General features: G+C 74.0%; 18 protein-coding genes. 10 read left to right on the top strand and 8 right to left on the bottom strand.

Annotation, left to right across the window (positions count from 1 at the left end):
* Positions 1-5: 5 nt before the first annotated feature.
* Positions 6-1,622 (bottom strand): carboxyl transferase domain-containing protein, encoded by a 1,617-nt coding sequence (locus tag ACF08D_RS10305; RefSeq protein ID WP_392222357.1) that lies wholly within the window; start codon positions 1,620-1,622, stop codon positions 6-8.
* Between the two features lie 76 nt (positions 1,623-1,698).
* Here ACF08D_RS10305 and ACF08D_RS10300 point away from each other — a divergent pair, with 76 nt between their 5' ends.
* Complete coding sequence (locus ACF08D_RS10300; protein ID WP_392222119.1) at positions 1,699-2,277, top strand: TetR/AcrR family transcriptional regulator; 579 nt, start codon at positions 1,699-1,701, stop codon at positions 2,275-2,277.
* A gap of 3 nt (positions 2,278-2,280) precedes the next feature.
* On the opposite strand, the gene ACF08D_RS10295 is transcribed toward ACF08D_RS10300, so the two are convergent.
* Both ACF08D_RS10295 and ACF08D_RS10290 read right to left on the bottom strand, forming a co-directional pair.
* On the bottom strand, positions 2,281-2,496 hold the full coding sequence (locus ACF08D_RS10295; protein ID WP_392222118.1) for a hypothetical protein: 216 nt from the start codon (positions 2,494-2,496) through the stop codon (positions 2,281-2,283).
* Positions 2,493-2,693 carry a hypothetical protein gene (locus ACF08D_RS10290; RefSeq protein WP_392222117.1) on the bottom strand — a complete coding sequence of 67 codons (201 nt, stop codon included), beginning with the start codon at positions 2,691-2,693 and terminating at the stop codon, positions 2,493-2,495. Before ACF08D_RS10290 ends, ACF08D_RS10295 begins: the two co-directional genes overlap by 4 nt.
* A gap of 177 nt (positions 2,694-2,870) precedes the next feature.
* On the opposite strand from ACF08D_RS10290, the gene ACF08D_RS10285 reads away from it, so the two are divergent.
* Together ACF08D_RS10285 and ACF08D_RS10280 are read left to right on the top strand one after the other, a co-directional pair.
* Positions 2,871-3,110 carry a GntR family transcriptional regulator gene (locus ACF08D_RS10285; RefSeq protein WP_392222116.1) on the top strand — a complete coding sequence of 80 codons (240 nt, stop codon included), beginning with the start codon at positions 2,871-2,873 and terminating at the stop codon, positions 3,108-3,110.
* Between the two features lie 58 nt (positions 3,111-3,168).
* Positions 3,169-3,933: a phosphatase gene (locus ACF08D_RS10280; RefSeq protein WP_392222115.1), complete on the top strand. Its 765-nt coding sequence runs from the start codon at positions 3,169-3,171 to the stop codon at positions 3,931-3,933.
* A 31-nt stretch (positions 3,934-3,964) separates the two neighbouring features.
* Here the strand turns inward: ACF08D_RS10280 and ACF08D_RS10275 are convergent, their stop codons facing one another.
* The 4 genes from ACF08D_RS10275 to ACF08D_RS10260 all read right to left on the bottom strand — a co-directional run bounded on the left by ACF08D_RS10275 (position 3,965) and on the right by ACF08D_RS10260 (position 7,975).
* Complete coding sequence (locus ACF08D_RS10275) at positions 3,965-4,429, bottom strand: hypothetical protein (RefSeq protein WP_392222114.1); 465 nt, start codon at positions 4,427-4,429, stop codon at positions 3,965-3,967.
* A 15-nt stretch (positions 4,430-4,444) separates the two neighbouring features.
* Positions 4,445-5,308: an acyl-CoA thioesterase gene (locus ACF08D_RS10270; RefSeq protein ID WP_392222113.1), complete on the bottom strand. Its 864-nt coding sequence runs from the start codon at positions 5,306-5,308 to the stop codon at positions 4,445-4,447.
* Positions 5,309-6,466 (bottom strand): acyl-CoA dehydrogenase family protein, encoded by a 1,158-nt coding sequence (locus ACF08D_RS10265; RefSeq protein ID WP_392222112.1) that lies wholly within the window; start codon positions 6,464-6,466, stop codon positions 5,309-5,311.
* Between the two features lie 108 nt (positions 6,467-6,574).
* Entirely contained in the window at positions 6,575-7,975 is a 1,401-nt protein-coding gene (locus ACF08D_RS10260) for a PucR family transcriptional regulator ligand-binding domain-containing protein (RefSeq protein WP_392222111.1), read from the bottom strand.
* A gap of 176 nt (positions 7,976-8,151) precedes the next feature.
* Here ACF08D_RS10260 and ACF08D_RS10255 point away from each other — a divergent pair, with 176 nt between their 5' ends.
* The 7 genes from ACF08D_RS10255 (at position 8,152) to ACF08D_RS10225 (ending at position 19,598) form a co-directional block, all read left to right on the top strand.
* Positions 8,152-9,687 (top strand): sodium:solute symporter, encoded by a 1,536-nt coding sequence (locus ACF08D_RS10255; protein WP_392222110.1) that lies wholly within the window; start codon positions 8,152-8,154, stop codon positions 9,685-9,687.
* A 40-nt stretch (positions 9,688-9,727) separates the two neighbouring features.
* A complete protein-coding gene (gene speB, locus ACF08D_RS10250) occupies positions 9,728-10,714 on the top strand; it encodes an agmatinase (protein ID WP_392222109.1) in 987 nt (328 codons plus the stop codon).
* Positions 10,715-10,808: 94 nt separating this feature from the next.
* Positions 10,809-12,491: a thiamine pyrophosphate-binding protein gene (locus ACF08D_RS10245; protein ID WP_392222108.1), complete on the top strand. Its 1,683-nt coding sequence runs from the start codon at positions 10,809-10,811 to the stop codon at positions 12,489-12,491.
* A 215-nt stretch (positions 12,492-12,706) separates the two neighbouring features.
* A complete protein-coding gene (locus ACF08D_RS10240; protein ID WP_392222356.1) occupies positions 12,707-13,597 on the top strand; it encodes a serine hydrolase in 891 nt (296 codons plus the stop codon).
* Positions 13,598-13,705: 108 nt separating this feature from the next.
* Positions 13,706-17,437, top strand: a complete 3,732-nt coding sequence (locus ACF08D_RS10235) for an ABC transporter ATP-binding protein (protein ID WP_392222107.1) — start codon at positions 13,706-13,708, stop codon at positions 17,435-17,437.
* Positions 17,438-17,639: 202 nt separating this feature from the next.
* Positions 17,640-18,047 (top strand): hypothetical protein, encoded by a 408-nt coding sequence (locus ACF08D_RS10230; RefSeq protein WP_392222106.1) that lies wholly within the window; start codon positions 17,640-17,642, stop codon positions 18,045-18,047.
* A gap of 81 nt (positions 18,048-18,128) precedes the next feature.
* Positions 18,129-19,598 (top strand): S28 family serine protease, encoded by a 1,470-nt coding sequence (locus ACF08D_RS10225; RefSeq protein ID WP_392222105.1) that lies wholly within the window; start codon positions 18,129-18,131, stop codon positions 19,596-19,598.
* 75 nt (positions 19,599-19,673) lie between these two features.
* Here the strand turns inward: ACF08D_RS10225 and ACF08D_RS10220 are convergent, their stop codons facing one another.
* A complete protein-coding gene (locus ACF08D_RS10220) occupies positions 19,674-21,503 on the bottom strand; it encodes a glycoside hydrolase family 3 protein (protein ID WP_392222104.1) in 1,830 nt (609 codons plus the stop codon).
* Between the last annotated feature and the right edge of the window lie 46 nt (positions 21,504-21,549).

Here is a 21,549-nt window from a genome sequence, read left to right as displayed (position 1 = left end):
GTCCCTCACATCCGGAAGACGCCGAACTGGGGGTCTCCCAGCGGGGCGTTGGCGCAGGCGGTCAGGGCCAGACCCAGCACCTGGCGGGTCTCCAGCGGGTCGATGACCCCGTCGTCCCAGAGCCGGGCCGTCGCGTAGTAGGCGTTGCCCTGCTCCTCGTACTGGGCGCGGATCGGGTCCTTGAACGTCTCCTCGTCCTCGGCGGACCAGGACTCCCCGCGCGCCTCCAGCTGGTCCCGCTTGACCGTGGCGAGGACGGAGGCGGCCTGCTCGCCGCCCATCACGGAGATCTTGGCGTTGGGCCACATCCACAGGAAGCGGGGGCTGTACGCCCGGCCGCACATGGAGTAGTTCCCCGCGCCGTACGAACCGCCGACGACGACCGTCAGCTTGGGCACCCGCGTGCAGGCGACGGCGGTCACCATCTTGGCGCCGTGCTTGGCGATGCCGCCCGCCTCGTAGTCCCGGCCGACCATGAAGCCGGAGATGTTCTGGAGGAACAGCAGCGGGATGCCGCGCTGGTCGCACAGCTCGATGAAGTGGGCGCCCTTCTGGGCGGACTCGGCGAACAGGATGCCGTTGTTGGCGACGATCCCCACCGGGTGGCCGTGGATCCGGGCGAAGCCGGTCACCAGGGTCTGCCCGAACTCCGACTTGAACTCCTGGAAGCGGGAGCCGTCCACCACGCGCGCGATGATCTCCCGGGCGTCGTACGGCGTGCGCGAGTCGACCGGCACCGCCCCGTAGAGCCCCGCCGGGTCGACCTTGGGCTCCTCGGCGGGCTCCACGGCCCACGGCAGCTCCCCGCGCGCGGGCAGCGTCGCCACGATGTTCCGCACGATGCGCAGCGCGTGCGCGTCGTCCTCGGCGAGGTGGTCGGTCACGCCCGACGTACGGGAGTGGACCTCGCCGCCGCCCAGCTCCTCGGCGGTCACGACCTCGCCGGTGGCCGCCTTCACCAGCGGCGGCCCGCCCAGGAAGATCGTGCCCTGGTTGCGCACGATCACGGCCTCGTCGCTCATCGCCGGGACGTACGCCCCGCCGGCCGTGCACGAGCCGAGGACGGCGGCGATCTGCGGGATGCCGGCGCCCGACATCCGGGCCTGGTTGTAGAAGATCCGCCCGAAGTGCTCCCGGTCCGGGAAGACCTCGTCCTGCTTGGGCAGGAACGCCCCGCCCGAGTCGACCAGGTACACGCACGGGAGGCGGTTCTCCAGGGCCACCTCCTGGGCGCGGAGGTGCTTCTTGACCGTCATCGGGTAGTACGTGCCGCCCTTGACGGTGGCGTCGTTGGCGACGACCACCACCTCGCGCCCGCTCACCCGCCCGATGCCGGCGATCACCCCGGCGGCGGGCGCCTGGCCGTCGTACATCCCCTCGGCCGCCAGCGGCGCCAGCTCCAGGAAGGGGGAGCCCGGGTCCAGGAGGGTGTCCACGCGGTCGCGCGGCAGCAGCTTGCCGCGCGCGGTGTGCCGGGCCCTGGCCTTCTCGCCGCCGCCCAGCCGGACCGCGGCCAGCCGGGCGCGCAGCCCGTCGGCCAGCTCGTGGTGCGCCGCCTCGTTGGCCTGCCAGGCGGCGGAGGCCGGATCTGCCGTGCTGGTCAGCACGGGCGCCTGCTGCATCATGCCCCCAGTTAATGACCGTTAACGTATGCCCATCAGGTTAACGACCGCTAACCGCCTTGTCTAGAATCGATCCATGACCACCAGGACCGACGCCCCGACGCGCCGCGAACAGATCCTCAAGGAGGCCGCCCGGCTCTTCGCCGAGCGCGGCTTCCACGGGGTGGGCGTCGACGAGATAGGGGCCGCGGTCGGCATCAGCGGCCCCGGCCTCTACCGGCACTTCCCCGGCAAGGACGCGATGCTCGCCGAGCTGCTGGTCGGCATCAGCGAGCGGCTCCTCGACGGCGGCCGGCGCCGCGTCCAGGAGGCGGCGGGCGACCCCGAGGCGCTGCTCGGCTCGCTCATCGACGGGCACATCGACTTCGCGCTCGACGACCGCCCCCTGATCACCCTGCACGACCGCGAGCTGGACCGCCTCCGGGAGAGCGACCGGAAGAGGGTCCGCCAGCTCCAGCGGCAGTACGTCGAGCTGTGGGTGGCGGTGGTCCGCGAACTGCACCCGGCGCCCCCCGAGGCCGAGGCCAGGGCCACCGTCCACGCGGTCTTCGGCCTGCTGAACTCCACCCCGCACATCGGCCTGCTCGGCCGTACGGAGATGGAGGCGCTGTTGCGCCGTCTGGCCCACGGGGCGATCGGCTCCCTGTCGGCCTGACGCTCAGCCCCGTTCGCGCTCCGGGGCCTCCGGCCGGCCGGAGGCGAGCAGGTCGAGCGCGTCCGGCGGCCTGGGGATGTGCGGCGCGCACTCCGGGCACGCGTAGACGTTGAACCCGGGCCCCGACCCGGCGTGCACCTCCGAGACCGTCACCGGCTCCCGGGTGAGCGCGCCGCACCGCACGCACATCCGCACGGGCCGCCGGGCGGGGGCGCTCACCCGGCGGCCCTGAGCAGGTACGGGCGCACCAGCGCCGTCTCGGCCCCGTCCAGCATCCCGTGGAGCCCGTACGGCGAGCGCAGCGCCGGGAGCGGGTCGTCCTCGCGGGGCGCCTCGACGGGGAGGGGTGCCTCGTACGCATGAGCGCGGAACGGGGCCCTGGCCCACTGGACGAGGGCGCGGATAAGGTCGGTCATGTCGGTCTGCTCCAGAGCACGGATCGGCCACGCCCCGGGACGGTTGCCGCCGTCGCCGGGGTTTCTGTGTGCGTCGACAGTACCGCCAACCGCGTCCCCCCGCTACCTACTGCGTCCTACCGCGTCGGGACGCGTCCCCCCGATGTGGTCCGCGTGCCGACGCGGCACGGTGAAGTCATGAGTGACGACCTTCCGCGGTACGAGTACGTGAAGGTGGCGGACGTCATCGCCGCCGAGATCGCCTCCGGCAAGCTGCCCAAGGGCGCGGCGCTGCCCGGCGAGCGGGCGATGACCGAGGTGTACGGCGTCAGCATCGGCACGGTGCGCCGCGCCGTGGCCGAGCTGCGGAAGAGGGGCCTGGTCGCGACGCTGCCCGCGAAGGGCACGTACGTCATCGGCCCCGCCCGGGAGCCGTAGCCGTCCACCCCACGGAACGGCCCCGCCACGCACCGTGCCGGGACGGCACAATGGGGCCATGCCGATACCCCGCGCCGCCCTCGTCGAGCACCTCCTCCGCACCCGGATCGCCGGAGACGTCGCCACGCCCCGCGACAACAACCTCTCCCACTACCGCAAGCTGGCCAACGGCGACCGCCACTACTGGCTCGGCCTGGAGCTGGGCGACCGGTGGACCGACGAGCAGGACGTGCTCGCCGTCATGGCCGAGCGGTGCGGCGTCAACGACGACCCGGCGCACCGGGCGGGCCAGGACACCATCGACCCGGAGCTGACGGTGGACGCGCTGGACCGGATGGCCGCGCGGCTGCGCAAGGCCGCCGCCGGGCGGCAGCGGGTGCTGTTCGCCACCGGCCACCCGGGGGCGCTGCTGGACGTCCACAGCCGGACGGCCGCCGCGCTGCGGGCCGCCGGGTGCGACATCGTCCGCATCCCGGGGGGCCTGATCGCCGACGAGGGCTATGTGGTCCAGTTCGCGGACGTCGCGGTCTTCGAGCGCGGGGCGAGCCTGTGGCACACGCACTCGCCGGAGCCGATGAACGCGATCCTGGACCACCTGGAGGTCCCGCCGGACCTGGTGGTCGCCGACCACGGCTGGGCGGGCCGGGCCGGCCAGCGGGGCATCGACTCCCTGGGCTACGCGGACTGCAACGACCCGGCGCTGTTCATCGGCGAGGCGGAGGGCACCATGCAGGTCACCGTCCCGCTGGACGACCACGTGGTGGACCCGCGCTTCTACGAGCCGATGACGGAGTACCTGCTCACGGCGGCGGGCCTGCTCTGACCCCGGGCGCGGGCCGGCCCCGCGCGGGCCGTCACGCCCGCCGCGGGCCGTCCAGTTCGCTGCGGGCCGCCGTCATGAAGGCGTGCCGGTGCTCGCGCTTGGCGGGGGCCGGGGGAGCGGCGGCGGCCGGGAGGGCCGCCCGTACGCGCGCGTGGAGCGTCCTGGCGTAGGCGCGGGCCGCGCTCGCCGTGCCGTCGGCGCAGACCAGCTCCACCGCCTTGGTGGCCAGCCAGAGGTCGTGCAGGGCCTCCTCGTCGGCGCCCGACGTCTCCGGGAGGCCCAGGCTCCGGCGGTCCAGGACCAGTTCGATGCGCTGCGCCGAGGCGAGGAAGTCCAGGATGGCGGTCTTCCGTTCCGCGCGGTCGGTGGCCGCCCGCTCCCACTGGTGGCGGCGGTTCTCCACCCGCGTCGCCAGGTGCTGGCCCACCAGCGTGCCCAGGGTGCCCAGCACAACTCCCGCCAGCGCCAGGGCCGTTCCTCCGGTCAGAGTCTCCATGGCGCCCAGGAAACCTCACCCGCGCGGGACGCGCACCACGCCCTCCTGGATCACCGAGATCGCCAGCCGGCCGTCCTGGGTCCAGATCCGGGCCTGGCCGAGGCCCCGGCCGCCCGAGGAGGACGGGGACTCCTGGTCGTACAGCAGCCACTCGTCCGCCCGGAAGGGGCGGTGGAACCACATGGCGTGGTCCAGCGAGGCGCCGACCACGTCCCCGACCGCCCAGCCGCCGCGCCCGTGGGCGAGGAGCACCGAGTCGAGCAGCGTCATGTCGGAGACGTACGTCGCCAGGCACACGTGCAGCAGCGGGTCGTCCGCGAGCTTGCCGTTGGTGCGGAACCACACCTGGGAGCGGGGCTCGCGGGGTTCGCCGACGCTGCCCCACGGCGGCACCTCCGCGTACCGCAGGTCCACCGCGGCGCGGGCCTCGATCAGCCGGTTGGCGACGTCGGCGGGGAGGTGGCGCGGCAGCATCTCGGCGGCCGTCGGCAGGCTCTCGGGGTCCGGCGCGGCCGGCATCCCCGCCTGGTGCTCCAGGCCCTCCTCGTACGCCTGGAACGACGCCGACAGGTGGAAGATGGGCCGCCCGTGCTGGGTGGCGACCACCCGGCGGGTGGTGAAGGAGCGGCCGTCGCGGATGCGGTCCACGGTGTAGACGATCGGCGCGCCGGGGTCGCCGGGGCGCAGGAAGTACGCGTGCAGGGAGTGCGCGAGGCGGTCGGCGGGGACGGTCCGGCCGGCCGCGACCAGCGCCTGGGCGGCCACCTGGCCGCCGAAGACGCGCGGGACGAGGGCCGACCGGGACACGCCCCGGAAGATGTCCTGCTCGATCCGCTCCAGGTCGAGCAGATCGAGCAGGGAGTCGAGAGCCTCCGGCACTTACAGGCCCATCGACTTGGCGATGATCGTCTTCATGATCTCGCTGGTGCCGCCGTAGATGCGGTTGACGCGGTTGTCCGCGTACAGGCGGGCGATCGGGTACTCGTTCATGTAGCCGTAGCCGCCGTGCAGCTGGAGGCAGCGGTCGATGACGCGGTGTGCGACCTCGGTGCAGAACAGCTTGGCGGAGGCGGCCTCGGCGGGCGTCAGCTCGCCGGCGTCCAGGGCCTCCAGGGCGCGGTCGGCGACGGCCTCGGCGGCGTCCACCTCGGCCTGGCAGGCGGCCAGTTCGAACTTGGTGTTCTGGAAGTGGGCGACCGGCTTGCCGAAGACGGTGCGGTCGGTGACGTACGCCTGCGCGAACCGGATCGCGGCCTTGGCCTGCGCGTACGAGCCGAAGGCGATGCCCCAGCGCTCGGAGGCCAGGTTGTGGCCGAGGTAGTAGAAGCCCTTGCCCTCCTCGCCGAGCAGGTCCTCGACGGGCACCTTGACGTCCACGAAGGCCAGTTCGGCGGTGTCGGAGGTGCGCAGGCCGAGCTTGTCCAGCTTGCGGCCGATGGAGTAGCCCTCGGACTTGGTGTCCACGGCGAAGAGCGAGATGCCGAAGCGGCGGTCCTCGGCGCTGGGCGCGGAGGTGCGGGCGCAGACGATGACGCGGTCGGCGTGGACGCCGCCGGTGATGAAGGTCTTGGCGCCGTTGAGGACGTAGTGCGTGCCGTCCTCGGACAGCCTGGCGGTGGTCTTCATGCCCGCGACGTCGGAGCCGGTGCCCGGCTCGGTCATGGCCAGGGCCCACATCTCCTCGCCGGAGACGAAGTTGGGCAGGTAGCGCTTCTTCTGCTCGTCGGTGGCGAGCATCTTGATGTACGGCAGGGCGAGCAGCACGTGCACCCCGGAGCCGCCGAAGTTCACGCCCGCGCGGGCGGTCTCCTCGTACAGGACGGCCTCGAACTTGTGGGTGTCGAGGCCCGCGCCGCCGAACTCCTCGGGCACGTTGATGCCGAAGACGCCCAGCTCGCCGAGCTTGTAGTAGAAGTCGCGGGGCGCCTGGCCGGCCGCGAACCACTCGTCGTAGACGGGGACGACCTCGGCCTCGATGAAGGCGCGGATGGTCTCCCGGAACGCCTCGTGGTCCTCGCTGAAAACGGTACGGCGCACGGACGCCTCCTTGGTCATACGGCGGTGATACTGCTGGCTAAGCGCTTGCTCAGACGAAGTTACCGGGCAGTCACGGAGACTGTCCAGATCCCGCCACTGTCAGAACCGTCACTCCGGCCACCGCAGCGCGAACCACAGCTCCATCCGCACCTCCGCCTCGTCCAGGTCCACGCCCAGCGCCTCCCCGCACCGCGCGATCCGCTGCCGCACCGTGTTGCGGTGCACCCCCAGCGCCGTGGCCGTCCGGTCCCAGCTGCCGTGCAGGGACAGCCACGCGCGCAGGGTCTCGCGCAGCGGCTCCGTGAGCGGGGCGAGCAGCTCCCGCGCGTACGCCGCCGCCTCGTCCGGGTCCACCAGCGCGCCCAGCCCGCCCGCCCGGTGCCGGACGAGCGGCCGGTGCGCCGCCTGGGCGCGGCGCAGGGCGCGGGCCGCCTGGAGGTCCGCCGCGCCCAGGCCGTCCGGGCCCGCCGGGGCGCTCACGCCCAGGGTCCAGCCCGGGTGCGGGGCGACCGCGCGGCCGGCGGGCAGCAGCGCCCGTACGGTGCCGTCGTCCCGGGCGTCCACCAGCGGGGTGCCCAGCGGCGGCGCGGCGCCCTCCCCGCGCGCGTGCACCACGGTCCAGGGCGCCTCGCCCAGCAGCGGGGCGGCCTCCCCGGGCGCGGCGCCCAGCAGCAGGCGGACCAGCGCGGCGGAGCGCGCCGCCTCGTCGGCGCCCTGGTGCGGGGCGGTCAGCAGCGACAGCAGGACCACCGCCACGCCCGCGACCGTGTGGTCGCCCGGCTCCCGGCGCCCGGTGGCGAGGCCCAGCACCAGGCCCTGGCCGCCGCCGAGGGCGTACGCCGCGAGGTGGCTGCCCGCCACCGTGTCGGCGGCCGACGCGGGGCGCGAGCCCTCGTGCGGCAGCCGCGCCAGCCGCGCCAGGGCCGCCGCGGCCTCCGGCTCCGGCGCGGGGCCGGCCGCCGCGTGCTCGGTGCCGTCCGGGGCGTACAGCGCGGCCCGCCCGCCCAGCCGGGACGCCAGCGCGTGCAGGACGGCGGGCACCGGGTCCGGGCGTGCCGCGGCGGTGGCGAGCGACTGCTGGGCCTCCGTCACCCGGCGCAGCTCGCGGTGGCGGGCCTCCGCCATCAGCCGCCACACCGCGCGCCCCACCGCCGTGAACGGCGTCCTCGGCGGCACCTCCAGCAGCGGCAGCCCGTGCCGCTCGCAGGCCGCGACCAGCTCGCCGGGCACCGCCTCGTACACCGGCGCCACCCCGAAGCCGAGCGCCGCCGCGCCCGCCGCGGCGACCCGCGCCACGTACCGCTCCGGGTCGGTGAGCTGCACGCCCGCCGTCATCAGCAGCTCGCCGCCCAGCAGGTACGGAAAGGGGTCGGCCATCTCGGAGGTGTGGACCCAGTGCAGGTCCACGCCGGACGGCCCGGCCAGCAGCCGCAGCCCCAGGTCCTCCCGGCCGAGCAGCGCGGTGAGCGGGATGGCGGGCCCCGGCGGCGCGGGCGTCACCTCGGACATGGACGTTTCCTCCATCGGCAGGGCTTCGGGTGGAGGAAACGTACACTTCAGCGCCGCTTTCCGGCCACCTACTGTCGTCCCGACCGGCGGCGCGGGTACGGGCGGATGTCCCCGCACGACCGCCGGGCGCCGTTTCCCCCGCACGACACGCCACCGAGGTACGCGAAGGAGGCCCCATGGCCGTCGACTACACCGTGATCGTGGTCTATCTGGCCGGCATGCTGGCGATGGGCTGGTGGGGCATGCGCCGCGCCCGGTCCAAGAGCGAGTTCCTGGTCGCCGGCCGCCGCCTGGGGCCCTGGATGTACTCGGGCACCATGGCGGCGATCGTCCTCGGCGGCGCGTCCACCATCGGCGGCGTGGGCCTCGGCTACAAGTTCGGCCTGTCCGGCGCCTGGATGGTGTTCACCATCGGCCTCGGCCTGCTCGCGCTCTCCGTCTTCTTCTCGGCGCGCATCGCCCGGCTGAAGGTCTACACCGTCTCCGAGATGCTCGACCTGCGCTACGGCGGCCGGGCGGGCGTCATCTCGGGCGTGGTGATGTGGGCGTACACCCTGATGCTCGCGGTCACCTCGACCATCGCGTACGCCACCATCTTCGACGTCCTCTTCGACCTCGACCGGACGCTCGCGATCGTCCTCGGCGGCTCCATCGTCGTCGCCTACTCGGCGCTCGGCGGCATGTGGTCGATCACGCTCACCGACATGGTGCAGTTCGTGGTCAAGACGATCGGCGTGCTGCTCCTGCTGCTGCCGATCGCGGTCGTCAAGGCGGGCGGCTTCGCCGAGATGCGGGACCGGCTCCCGGACGACTACTTCGCCCCGCTCGGCATCGGCGGCGAGACGATCTTCACCTACGTCCTGATCTACACCTTCGGCATGCTGATCGGCCAGGACATCTGGCAGCGGGTGTTCACCGCCCGCGACGACAAGGTGGCCCGCTGGGGCGGCACGGTCGCCGGCACCTACTGCCTGGTGTACGCCGTCGCCGGGGCCGTGATCGGCACGGCGGCCAAGGTGATGTACCCCGACCTCGCCGCCGCCGACGACGCCTTCGCCACCATCGTCAGGGACGAACTGCCCGTCGGCGTGCGCGGGCTGGTGCTCGCCGCCGCCCTCGCCGCCGTGATGTCCACCTCCTCGGGCGCCCTGATCGCCTGTGCGACCGTCGCCAACAACGACATCTGGTCCCGGCTGCGCGGCCTGGCCCCCACCGCCGGCGCACGCGAGGGCGCGGCCGACGAGGTCCGGGACAACCGCGCCTTCATCGTCGTCATGGGCGTCGCCGTGATCGCCGTCGCGATCGCCCTCAACGACGTGGTCGAGGCGCTGACCGTCGCGTACAACCTCCTCGTCGGCGGCCTGCTGGTGCCGATCCTCGGCGGGCTCCTCTGGCGGCGCGGCACCGCCGCCGGGGCGCTGGCCTCCGTCGCCGCCGGCGGCCTCGCGGTCACCGGCCTGATGGCGGCGTACGGCATCCTCGCCACCGAGCCCGTCTACTACGGCCTCCTCGCCTCCCTCGCCACCTACGTCGTCGTCTCCCTCTGCACCCCGCCGACCGACGAGGCCGTCCTCGCCGTCTGGCGCGCCCGCCTCGCGGGCCACGACCCGGGCGACGCCGACCGGGATGCCGCCGACCGGGGCGCCGACGACCGGGGCGCCGCCGAACCCTCCGCACCCTCCGCACCCGGGACCACCCCGGCCCACGGTTAGTCTTATAGGCCGACAAGTCGTTGAAAGAAGGCATTTGGACATGAGCAGCAGCAACGAGAACGTGACGCCCCGCGGGCCCGTCGACTCCTCCCGCGTCCCCCGCTACGCCGGGCCCGCCACGTTCGCGCGGCTGCCGCGCCTCGACGAGGTCGGCACCGCCGATGTCGCCGTCGTCGGCGTGCCCTTCGACTCGGGCGTCTCCTACCGCCCCGGCGCCCGCTTCGGCGGCAACGCCATCCGCGAGGCGTCCCGCCTGCTGCGCCCGTACAACCCGGCGCAGGACGCCTCGCCCTTCGCCCTCGCGCAGGTCGCCGACGGCGGCGACATCGCCGTGAACCCCTTCAACATCAACGAGGCCGTGGAGACCGTGGAGGCCGCCGCCGACGACCTCCTCGGCACCGGCGCCCGCCTGATGACCCTCGGCGGCGACCACACCATCGCCCTGCCGCTGCTGCGCTCCGTCGCCAAGAAGCACGGCCCGGTCGCCCTGCTCCACTTCGACGCCCACCTCGACACCTGGGACACCTACTTCGGCGCCGAGTACACCCACGGCACCCCGTTCCGCCGGGCCGTCGAGGAGGGCATCCTCGACACCGAGGCGCTCTCCCACGTCGGCACGCGCGGCCCGCTGTACGGCAAGCAGGACCTCACCGACGACGAGAAGATGGGCTTCGGCATCGTCACCTCCGCCGACGTCTACCGGCGCGGCGCCGACGAGGTCGCCGACCAGCTCCGCCAGCGCATCGGCGACCGCCCGCTGTACATCTCCATCGACATCGACTGCCTCGACCCCGCCCACGCCCCCGGCACCGGCACCCCCGAGGCCGGCGGCATGACCTCCCGCGAGCTGCTGGAGATCCTGCGCGGCCTCGCCTCCTGCAACCTGGTCTCCGCCGACGTCGTCGAGGTCGCCCCGGCGTACGACCACGCCGAGATCACCTCGGTGGCCGCCTCGCACACCGCGTACGAGCTGACCACCATCATGTCCCGCCAGATCGCCGCGCAGCGCGCCACCGGCGCGAAGTAGCACCGGACCGGGTCGTGGGCGTCCCCCCGCGGGACGCCCGCGGCCCGGCCCGCGGCCCGCACCCGACCGCCCGCGCCTCCTCCGGGGACCCCTCATGACCCACGACCACGACCTCGTCCTGCGGCCCACCGCCGCCCAGACGGAGGCCGCGCTGAACCCGCCGGCCGGCCGCAACGGCGGCGACCTCGTCGTCGAGACGCTGGCCGGACTCGGCGCCACCACCGTCTTCGGGCTGCCCGGGCAGCACGCGCTCGGGATGTTCGACGCGCTGCGCCGCTCCCGGCTCCGGTACGTCGGGCTGCGCGTCGAGAACAACGCGGGCTTCGCCGCCGACGCGTACGGCCGGATCACCGGCGAGGCCGCGCCGCTCCTGCTGTCCACCGGCCCCGGCGCCCTGATGTCGCTCGCCGCGCTCCAGGAGGCCGCCGCCGCGAGCGCGCCCGTCCTCGCCATCGGCAGCCAGGTCCCGGCGGCCGGGCTCGGCGGCGGGCGCCACGGCTACCTCCACGAACTGCGCGACCAGGCCGCCTCGTTCCGCGACATCGTCAAGTCGGTGCACCCCGTGCGGACCCCGTCGCAGATCCCCTCCGCGATCGCCGCCGCCTGGAAGTCGGCGCTGACCGCCCCGCACGGCCCGGTCTGGGTGGAGATCCCGCAGGACGTCCTGCTCGCCGGGACGACACTGCCCGTCGTCACCGCCGTGGACGCCACCCCGGAGGACCTGCCGCCCCGCCCCGAGCTGACCGCGCTGGCCGCGCACCTGCTGGCCGGCGCCGAGCGGCCGGCGATCGTCGCGGGCGGCGGCGTGGTGCGCTCCGACGCGGCCGGGAAGCTGCGGGCGCTGGCGGAGCGGCTCGACGCGCCCGTGGTCACCACCTTCGGCGGCAAGGGCGCCTTCCCCTGGGAGCACCCGCTGTCCCTCCAGTCCTGGCTGGAGGACCGGCACACCACCGACTTCCTGGAGGACGCCGACGTCCTGCTGGTGGTCGGCTCGGGGCTGGGCGAACTCTCCTCGAACTACCACACCTTCGCGCCGCGCGGCCGGGTCGTGCAGATCGAGGCGGACCTCGGCAAGCTGGAGTCCAACCACCCCGCCCTGGGCATCCACGCCGACGCGCGCCTGGCGCTGTCCGCCCTCCTGGAGACGGTTCCGCGGCGGCGGGACGACACCGCGGCCGGGCGGGTACGGGCCCTGCTGGACCGGGTACGGGCCCGGATCGACGGCCAGGACCTGGCGCTGGAGCGGCGGGTCCTCGCCGCCGTGCGCGAGGCCCTCCCGGACGGCGCCCCCAGCTTCTGGGACATGACGATCCTCGCCTACTGGGCCTGGTCCGCCTTCGACGCCCGCCGCCCCAACACCATGCACTCCGCGCAGGGCGCCGGCGGCCTGGGCTACGGCTTCCCGGCCGCGCTCGGGGCGGCGGCGGCCGACCCCACCCGGCCGGTCCTGGCCGTCTCCGGCGACGGCGGCGCCATGTACTCGATCGCCGAGCTGGCCACCGCCCGCCAGTACGGGCTGGACGTCACCTGGCTGATCGTCGACGACGGCGGATACGGCATCCTCCGCGAGTACATGACGGAGGCCTTCGGCGAGCCGACCGGCACCGAGCTGGCCCGCCCCGACTTCGTGGCCCTGGCCGAGTCCTTCGGCGTCCCGGCGGTGCGCACCACTCCGGACGCCCTCGCCGGGGACCTCGCCGCGGCCCTGGCCGCGCCCGGCCCGTCGGTGGTCGTCCTGCCGGCCGTCCTGCGGATGTTCGCCCCCACCCACCTGTGACGTCCGCCCCCACGCGCGCGTGGCGCCCGGTCCCGTCCGTGACGCCCGGCCCCACGCGCGCGTGGGGCCCGGCCCCGTCTGTGACGAGCGCCACGCGCGCCGGATGACCGGAGTCCGTACAACTTTTCGCCTCGTACCGAGTCATCGATGGCGTGAAGAGACTCTCCATATCCCGTCGACGGCGCGGGGCCGTGTGCGCGGCCGTCGCCCTCGGGGTGCTCCTGCCGACCGCCGCCGCCACGCCCGCGACCGCCGCGGCCCCGGCCGTGGCGTGCACCTCCCAGAAGGCCGGCCTCGCCGCCAAGCTGGTCAAGGACATCAACGCGGCCCTCAAGGGCCGCAAGTCCACCACCGCGATCCTCGTCAACGACCGTGTCAGCAAGACCAGCTGCGTCCTGCGCCCCGACACCGCCTTCGACTCGGCCAGCGTCGTCAAGACGACCGTGCTCGCCACGCTCCTGTGGGACGCCCAGAAGTCCAAGCGGGCCCTGACGGCGACCGAGAAGTCCCGCGCCAAGGCCATGATCACCACCTCGGACAACGACGCCACCACCGCCCTGTGGAAGCAGCTCGGCGTCACCAAGGTCAAGGGCTTCCTCACCGCGGCCGGTATGACCAGGACCGTCCCCGGCTCCGGCGGCTACTGGGGGCTCACCCAGATCACCGCCCGTGACCAGCAGAAGCTGCTGGCCCTGATCACCGCGAAGAACGCCGTCCTCACCGACGCGTCCCGCGCGTACCTCCTCGACCTGATGAACCAGGTCGTCCCCGCGCAGCGCTGGGGCACCCCGGCCGGCGCCCCGGCCACCGCGAAGATCCACGTCAAGAACGGCTGGCTGCCGCGCGCCACCCACGGCTGGCGCGTGCACTCCATCGGCGCCTTCACCGGCACCGCGCACAACTACCAGCTGACCGTCCTCACCCAGGACAACGCGACCATGCAGGACGGCATCAACACCATCCAGGCCGTCGCGCGCGTGGTGCACGCCGACCTCAACCCGGCCGCCCGCCGCGCCGACGTCTTCGTCCCGCCGGCCGTCCCGCAGGAAGCCGTCCCGGCCGTCCCGGGCCGCGCCGCCCAGGACCTGGTCAGCGCCCCGCGCTAGCCGCGGCACTCGGCCCACGGCCCTAGGACCAAGGGCCGACCCCCGCGGAGGGATGAAATCCGCACGCACCCGCGTTGGTGCCTTCCGGTAGATCAGGTCGAGCGGCCCATGGCCGAAACCGGGAGGCACCACGTGGCGGCGGCAGAGCAGGGATGGGCACGACGGCTGTCCGGGTACGCCTGGCGGTACCGGCGCAACGTGGTGCTCGCGCTCGGGTCGTCCCTCGCGGGCATGGGCGTCATGGCCCTCGTGCCGCTGATCACCAAGGTCGTCATCGACGACGTGATCGGGGCGAAGACCCGCTCCCTCGCCGTCTGGACCGGCCTGCTCCTCGGCGCCGCCGTCGCCGTCTACGTCCTCACGTACATCCGCCGCTACTACGGAGGGCGCCTCGCCCTCGACGTCCAGCACGACCTGCGCACCGAGATGTACGGGACGATCACCCGGCTCGACGGGCGGCGGCAGGACGAGCTGTCCACCGGGCAGGTCGTGGGGCGCGCCACCAGCGACCTCCAGCTCATCCAGGGCCTGCTGTTCATGCTCCCGATGACCATCGGGAACATCCTGCTCTTCCTGATCTCCCTCGTCGTCATGGCGTGGCTGTCGCCGCCGCTCACCCTGGTGGCGCTCGCCGTCGCGCCCGCCCTGTGGTTCATCGCCCGCCGCAGCCGCACCCGCCTGCACCCCGCCACCTGGTACGCCCAGGCCAGGGCCGCCGACGTGGCGGGCGTGGTCGACGGGGCGGTGACCGGCGTCCGGGTCGTCAAGGGCTTCGGGCAGGAGGACCAGGAGACCGGCAAGATCCGGGACGCCAGCCGGAAGCTGTTCGCCGGGCGGCTGCGCACCATCCGGCTGAACAGCCGCTACACCCCCGCCCTCCAGGCCGTGCCCGCCCTCGGGCAGGTCGCCATGCTGGCGCTCGGCGGCTGGCTCGCCACCCGCGGCCAGATCACCCTCGGCACCTTCGTCGCCTTCTCCACCTACCTCGCCCAGCTCGTCGGCCCGGTCCGGATGCTCGCCATGGTCCTCACCGTCGGCCAGCAGGCCCGCGCGGGCGTCGAACGCGTCCTGGAGCTCATCGACACCGAACCGGCGATCCAGGACGGCACCAGGGAGCTGCCGGCCGACGCCGCCGCGAGCGTCGAGTTCGACGACGTGTCCTTCGCCTACGAGGACGGCCGCCCCGTCCTGGACGGCTTCTCGCTGCGGATCAGCCCCGGCGAGACCGTCGCCGTCGTCGGCTCCTCCGGCAGCGGCAAGTCGACCGTCTCGATGCTCCTGCCGCGCTTCTACGACGTCACGCACGGCGCCGTCCTGGTCGGCGGCCACGATGTGCGCGAGCTGACCATGGAGTCGCTGCGGGCCGCCATCGGGCTCGTACCGGAGGACAGCTTCCTGTTCTCCGACACGGTCCGCGCCAACATCGCGTACGGCAGGCCCGGCGCCACCGACGAGGAGATCCGGGCCGCCGCCCGCGCCGCCCAGGCGGACGGCTTCGTCACCGACCTGCCCGGCGGCTACGACACCAAGGTCGGCGAGCACGGCCTGACCCTGTCCGGCGGGCAGCGCCAGCGCATCGCCCTGGCCCGGGCCATCCTCACCGACCCGCGGCTGCTGGTCCTCGACGACGCCACCTCCGCGGTCGACGCGCGCGTGGAGCACGAGATCCACGAGGCGCTGCGCTCGGTGATGGCCGGCCGCACCACCCTGCTCATCGCCCACCGGCGCTCCACCCTGAACCTCGCGGACCGGATCGCCGTCCTCGACGGCGGCCGGCTGTCCGACATCGGCACCCACGAGGAGCTGGAGCGCCGCTCTCCGCTCTACCGGCGGCTGCTGACCGACCCCGACGAGCTGGGCGGCGTCTCGCCCGGCCACGCCAAGCCCCCGGCCCTGCCCGAGGACCGGTCGCTCCGCGAGGAGCTGGACGCCGAGTTCGACGCCGAGCGGGGCATCACCCCCGCCCTGTGGGTCCGCGACGCCGACGCCGCCGCGCCCGACACCGCCGACGGCGCCACGCCCGAGCTGCTCGCCCAGGTCGAGGCGCTGCCCCCGGCCACCGACACCCCGGAGGTCGACGAGGTCCGGGCGGTCACGCCCGAGAAGTCGTACGGCCTGCGCCGGCTGCTCCGCGGCTTCGGCGGGGCGCTGCTGGTCAGCCTGGCGCTGGTCGCGGTCGACGCGGGCATGGGCCTGCTGCTGCCCATCCTGATCCGGCACGGCATCGACGACGGCGTGGAGAAGGCCGCCCTCGGCGCGGTGTGGGCGGCGTCCGCCCTGGCGCTCGCGACGGTGCTCGTCCAGTGGGTGGCGCAGACCGGGGAGATCCGCAAGACCGGCCGCACCGGCGAGCGGGTCCTCTACGCGCTGCGCCTGAAGATCTTCGCGCAGCTCCAGCGGCTCGGGCTCGACTACTACGAACGCGAGCTGACCGGCCGGATCATGACCCGGATGACCACGGACGTGGACGCCCTGTCGACGTTCCTCCAGACCGGGCTGGTGACCGCGTTCGTGTCGCTGGTGACCTTCTTCGGCATCATGGTCGCGCTCGTGGTGATCGACGTCCAGCTCGCCCTGGTGGTCTTCGCGACGCTCCCCGTGCTGGTGGTGGGCACCGTCTTCTTCCGGCGCTCCAGCGTCAAGGCGTACGAGCTGGCCCGTGAGCGGATCAGCGTCGTCAACGCCGACCTCCAGGAGTCGGTGTCCGGCCTGCGGATCGTCCAGGCGTTCCGGCGCGAGCGGACGGGCGCGGAGCGGTTCGCCGCGCGCAGCGCCGAGTACCGCGAGGCCCGGGTGCGCGGCCAGTGGCTGATCTCCGTCTACTTCCCGTTCGTCCAGCTCCTGTCGTCGGTGGCCGCCGCGGCGGTGCTCATCGTGGGCGCCGGCCGGGTGGAGGCCGGGACGCTGACGACCGGCGCCCTGGTGGCGTACCTGCTCTACATCGACCTGTTCTTCGCGCCCGTGCAGCAGCTGTCGCAGGTCTTCGACGGCTACCAGCAGGCGGCCGTCTCGCTCGGCCGGATGCAGGAGCTGCTGCGCGAGAAGACCTCCACCGCCGCGCCCGCCGAGCCGCGGCCGGTGCCGTCCCTGCGCGGCGACATCGCCTTCGAGGACGTCTCCTTCGCGTACGGGGACGACGAGGCGGCCCTGCGCGGGGTGGACCTGCGCGTCCCGGCCGGCCAGACGGTCGCCTTCGTCGGCGAGACCGGCGCGGGCAAGTCGACGCTGGTCAAGCTGGTCGCCCGGTTCTACGACCCGACGTCCGGCCGGGTCACCGCCGACGGCACCGACCTGCGGGAGCTGGACCTCACCGCGTACCGGCACCGGCTCGGCGTGGTCCCGCAGGAGGCGTACCTCTTCGCGGGCACGGTCCGCGACGCCATCGCGTACGGCCGTCCCGGCGCGAGCGACGCCGAGGTGGAGGCGGCGGCCCGCGCGGTCGGCGCCCACGACATGATCGCCACGCTGGACGGCGGGTACCTCCACGAGGTCGCCGAGCGCGGCCGGAACCTCTCGGCGGGCCAGCGGCAGCTGATCGCCCTGGCCCGCGCCGAGCTGGTGAACCCGGACGTGCTGCTGCTCGACGAGGCGACGGCCGCGCTGGACCTGGCGACCGAGGCGCAGGTCAACGCCGCCACCGACCGCCTCGCCGGCCGGCGCACCACCCTGGTCGTCGCCCACCGCCTCACCACGGCGGCCCGGGCCGACCGGGTCGTCGTCATGGACCACGGCCGGGTCGCCGAGGACGGCACCCACGAGGAGCTGCTGGCCCGCGGCGGACGGTACGCCGAGCTGTGGCGCACCTTCATCGGCGAGGTCCCGGCCGAGGCGCCGGCGTAGTCCCGGGGCGCCGGCGGTCGCGGGGGCGCCGGGCTCCGGTGCGGCGGCGCGGCGGCGCAGGTGCGCGGGCGCCGGGCTTCGCGGGGGTCCCCGGGGCTCCGGCGCAGTCCCGGCCCGTGGGGCGGCCGGGGAGCGGAAGGCAACCATCCGCGGGCGCCCCGCGTCGTACGCACGTACGCTCACAAGGCGAGAAGGGGTACACGTGTTCGACGGGACGGCCGCGGCCAGGACAGGGCGACTGCTCAGCCATATGCTCGCGGTGCTGGTCGCCGCCGGGCTCCTCGTGCTCGCCGGACCCGCCGCCCCGCCCGCCGAGGCGGCGGCCACCGCCTGCTCCGGGCGGCTGGTCAAAACCAGCCGGTTCGCCACCGGCGAGCTGCGCGTCTACAAGAACCGCCAGTACGCCTGCGCGCTCGCCCTCGCCGCCAGGCCGGGCGCCCGCCGCGCCATGGCCGTCTCCATCCAGCCGCGCGGCGGACGGGCCGCCGTCGACGCGGGCGCCTTCACCCGGCAGGCCGGGCCCGTCACCGTCCACGCCCTCAACCGCTGCGTCCGCGCCTCCGCCACCATCGCCGGCCGGGGCGCCTCCACCGGCTGGATCCTCTGCTGACCCGCCCCAACGGGGGCTGGCGGCAACCCCGTTGATCCCACTAGGTTCGCGGCGACCACAGCGAACCCACGTGGAGGGTGCATGCGCAAGGCGCTCAGATGGCTGCTGTCACTCACAGTGCTCATAGGCACCGTGAGCGCGGCCGGCACGGCCACCGCCGCCGGACCCGCCGACAGCGGCAGGTCCACCGAAAGCGGCACGGCCACCACCGCCGGACCCGCCGACAGCGGCAGGGCCACCGACATCAAGGACCGCATCCTGGCGATCCCCGGGATGACCCTCGTCGAGGAGAAGCCCTACCCCGGCTACCGCTACTTCGTCCTCACCTACACCCAGCCGGTCGACCACCGCGACCGCTCCAAGGGCACCTTCGAGCAGCGCCTCACCCTGCTGCACAAGGACACCACCCGGCCGACCGTCTTCCACACCAGCGGGTACTCCGTCAGCACCCGCCCCGGACGGGCCGAACCGACCCGCATCGTCGACGGCAACCAGGTCTCCCTGGAGTACCGCTTCTTCACCCCGTCCCGCCCCCAGCCCGCCGACTGGTCCAAGCTGGACATCTGGCAGGCCGCCTCCGACCAGCACCGGATCTTCACCGCGCTGAAGAAGGTCTACGACCGCAAGTGGCTGGCCACCGGCGCCTCCAAGGGCGGCATGACCGCCACCTACTACGAGCGGTTCTACCCCCGTGACATGGACGGCGTCGTCGCCTACGTCGCCCCCAACGACGTCGTGGAGCACGAGGACTCGGCGTACGACCGGTTCTTCGCGAAGGTGTCCACCGAGGAGTGCCGCGACCGGCTGAACGCCCTCCAGCGCGAGGCCCTGGTCCGCCGCGCCCCGCTCCAGGAGAAGCTGCGCGCCTGGGCCGCCGCCGAGGGCGCGACCTTCACCACCGTCGGCGGCCTCGACCGGGCCTACGAGGCGGTCGTCCTGGACTTCGTCTGGGGCTTCTGGCAGTACCACACCGAGGCCGACTGCGCCGCGATCCCGGCCGCCGCCACCGCCTCCGACCAGGAGGTGTACGACACCGTCGACACCTACTCCGGCTGGGCCAACTACACCGACCAGGGCCTGGAGCCGTACACCCCGTACTACTACCAGGCCGCCACCGAACTCGGCTCGCCCAGCCTGCGCGTACCGCACCTCAAGGGCCTCACGCGGTACGGCTACCAGCCCGCCCGCAACTTCGTGCCGCGCGACATCCCCGTGCGCTTCAAGCCCTGGGCGATGCGCGACGTCGACACCTGGGTGCGCACCCAGGGCCGCAGCATGCTCTTCGTGTACGGCGGCAACGACCCGTGGGGCTCGGAGAAGTTCCGCGTCGACCTCGGCGCCCGGGACTCCTATGTGATGACCGCGCCCGGCGCCAACCACGGGGCGAACGTCGAGGGCCTCACCGAGGCCGACCGGACGAAGGCCACCGCCCGCATCCTCGCCTGGGCGGGCGTCGCCCCGGCCGACCCCGCGAAGGCCGCGCCCCTGCGGACCTTCGACCCGCGCATCGACGAGCGCGAGCCGCGCCGCGAGATGACGCTGCGCCCGTGAGCCGACGGCCGCGCGCCCCCGGGCGCGCGGCCGTTTTCGGCTACCGCCCGCCCCTGGGTGCGCGGCCGCTTCCGGCTACCGCCCGTACCGGAGGCCGTGCCCCAGCGGGTACAGCACCTTCGCCGGGTCGTCCGCACGCGGTACGGGCACCGGCAGCCGTCCCTCCGGCCGCGCCCGGCCCGCCACCACCCGTGCCGCCGCCCGCAGTTCGACGTCCGTCCACGAGTAGGTCGCCAGCGTGGCACGCTGACCGCCGAGATGGGCGATGTCGTACGGATTGCGGATCGCGACGGTGACCACCGGCACCCCGGTCGCCGCCAGCCGGGCCACCAGGGTGCGCTGCGCGCTGGTGGCCGACACGTTGTACGTCGCCACCACGATCGCGTCCTTGCCGCCCGCCGCCGCCACCGCCTCGTCGATCTTCGCGGCCGACGGCGCCGTGCCCGTCGGCAGCACCGTGACCGCGAAGCCCAGTTCGGTGAGCGCCGCGCCCAGCGTCGCGGTCGGCGGGCCGGTCGTCCCCGAGGGCGACGCCACGTCCGCGCCGGCCACCAGCAGGTTCGGCCGCCGCGCCGGGCTGAGCGGCAGCAGCCCGCCCTCGTTCAGCAGCAGCGTGGTGGTCCGCTCGGCGATCCGGTCGGCCACCGCCAGATGCGCGCGGGTGCCGACCGTCCGGTCCACCTCGTCCTGACCGACGTACGGGTCGTGGAACAGGCCCAGCTTCGCCTTCAGCCGCAGGATCCGCAGGACCGACTCGTCGATCCGGGCCTCGCTCAGCTCCCCGCTCCGCACCGCCGCCAGCACGGCCCGGAACGCCACGTCCAGCTTCGGCGGGTTCAGCAGCTGGTCGCAGCCCGCCTTCAGCGCCAGCACCGGGACCCGGTCGTCGCCGTACTTGGTCCGTACGCCCTCCATGCCGAGCGAGTCGGTCACGACGACGCCCTCGTACCCCAGCTCCTCGCGCAGGATGCCGGTGAGGATCGGCCGCGACAGCGTGGCGGGCTCCTCGGCCGGGTCCAGGGCGGGCACCACGATGTGCGCCGTCATGATCGAGTCGATCCCGGCGGCGACGGCCGCCCGGAACGGCGGCGCGTCCAGGGCCCGCCACTCCTCCCGGGTGTGGGTGATCGTCGGCAGCCCGTAGTGGCTGTCCACCGCGGTGTCGCCGTGCCCCGGGAAGTGCTTGGCCGTCGCGGCGACGCCCGCCCGCTGGTAGCCGCCGACCTGCGCGGCGACCATCCCCGCGACCGCCCGCGGGTCGGACCCGAACGACCGCACCCCGATGACCGGATTGGCCGGATTGACGTTCACGTCCGCCACCGGCGCGTAGTTCTGGCGGACGCCCATCGCCGCCAGCTCGTCCCCCGCCACCCGGGCAGCCCGCCGGGCGTCGCTGCGCGAACCGCCCGCGCCGAGCGCCATGGCCCCCGGCATCAGCGTGGCGGGTTCCCCTATCCGGGCGACGATGCCGTGCTCCTGGTCGATCGAGACCAGGACCGGTACCGGAACGTTTTTTCCGAGCGCGGCGCGCTGGATGCCGTTGGACAGGCCGGCGATCTGGTGCGGGTCGCGGGTGTTGTGCGCCCAGGAGAAGTAGATGATGCCGCCCACGTGGTAACGGGCGATCAGCTCGGCGGCGTCCCGGACGCCGATCTCCTTGAGGTTGGCGTCGACGTCGGCCTGGTCGGGGGCGGTGGCGGAGTGCCCGTACACCCGCATGACGAACAGCTGGCCGACCTTCTCCTCCAGGCTCATCCGCCCGACGAGCCGCTTCAGCCGGCGATCGTCCCCGGCCGCGGCGGCGGGCACGGCCACCCCGCCGACAACACCGGCAGCCGCGGCGGCGGCGGTAACGGTGAGGAGGGTGCGTCTGGAGGGGGTGGTGGGTGTGGCTCGGTGGTGCATGGTGCTCCTTCCGGCCATCGGAATGAAGGAAACTTCCAAGGAGTCA

This window comes from Streptomyces sp. NPDC015131 (assembly GCF_043079975.1).
Taxonomy (GTDB): Bacteria; Actinomycetota; Actinomycetes; order Streptomycetales; family Streptomycetaceae; genus Streptomyces.
The sequence above is the reverse complement of the archived record's forward strand: the minus strand, read 5'-3'. Positions and strand labels throughout refer to the sequence as shown.

Excerpts from the sequence above, each read along its gene's own strand:
- ACF08D_RS10290 (WP_392222117.1), bottom strand. The coding sequence starts at position 2,693 with ATGACCGACCTTATCCGCGCCCTCGTCCAGTGGGCCAGGGCCCCGTTC.
- ACF08D_RS10280 (WP_392222115.1), top strand. The coding sequence starts at position 3,169 with ATGCCGATACCCCGCGCCGCCCTCGTCGAGCACCTCCTCCGCACCCGG.
- ACF08D_RS10235 (WP_392222107.1), top strand. The coding sequence starts at position 13,706 with ATGGCCGAAACCGGGAGGCACCACGTGGCGGCGGCAGAGCAGGGATGG.
- ACF08D_RS10285 (WP_392222116.1), top strand. The coding sequence starts at position 2,871 with ATGAGTGACGACCTTCCGCGGTACGAGTACGTGAAGGTGGCGGACGTC.
- ACF08D_RS10245 (WP_392222108.1), top strand. The coding sequence starts at position 10,809 with ATGACCCACGACCACGACCTCGTCCTGCGGCCCACCGCCGCCCAGACG.
- speB (WP_392222109.1), top strand. The coding sequence starts at position 9,728 with ATGAGCAGCAGCAACGAGAACGTGACGCCCCGCGGGCCCGTCGACTCC.
- ACF08D_RS10260 (WP_392222111.1), bottom strand. The coding sequence starts at position 7,975 with ATGTCCGAGGTGACGCCCGCGCCGCCGGGGCCCGCCATCCCGCTCACC.
- ACF08D_RS10275 (WP_392222114.1), bottom strand. The coding sequence starts at position 4,429 with ATGGAGACTCTGACCGGAGGAACGGCCCTGGCGCTGGCGGGAGTTGTG.
- ACF08D_RS10305 (WP_392222357.1), bottom strand. The coding sequence starts at position 1,622 with ATGCAGCAGGCGCCCGTGCTGACCAGCACGGCAGATCCGGCCTCCGCC.
- ACF08D_RS10220 (WP_392222104.1), bottom strand. The coding sequence starts at position 21,503 with ATGCACCACCGAGCCACACCCACCACCCCCTCCAGACGCACCCTCCTC.
- ACF08D_RS10255 (WP_392222110.1), top strand. The coding sequence starts at position 8,152 with ATGGCCGTCGACTACACCGTGATCGTGGTCTATCTGGCCGGCATGCTG.
- ACF08D_RS10300 (WP_392222119.1), top strand. The coding sequence starts at position 1,699 with ATGACCACCAGGACCGACGCCCCGACGCGCCGCGAACAGATCCTCAAG.
- ACF08D_RS10225 (WP_392222105.1), top strand. The coding sequence starts at position 18,129 with ATGCGCAAGGCGCTCAGATGGCTGCTGTCACTCACAGTGCTCATAGGC.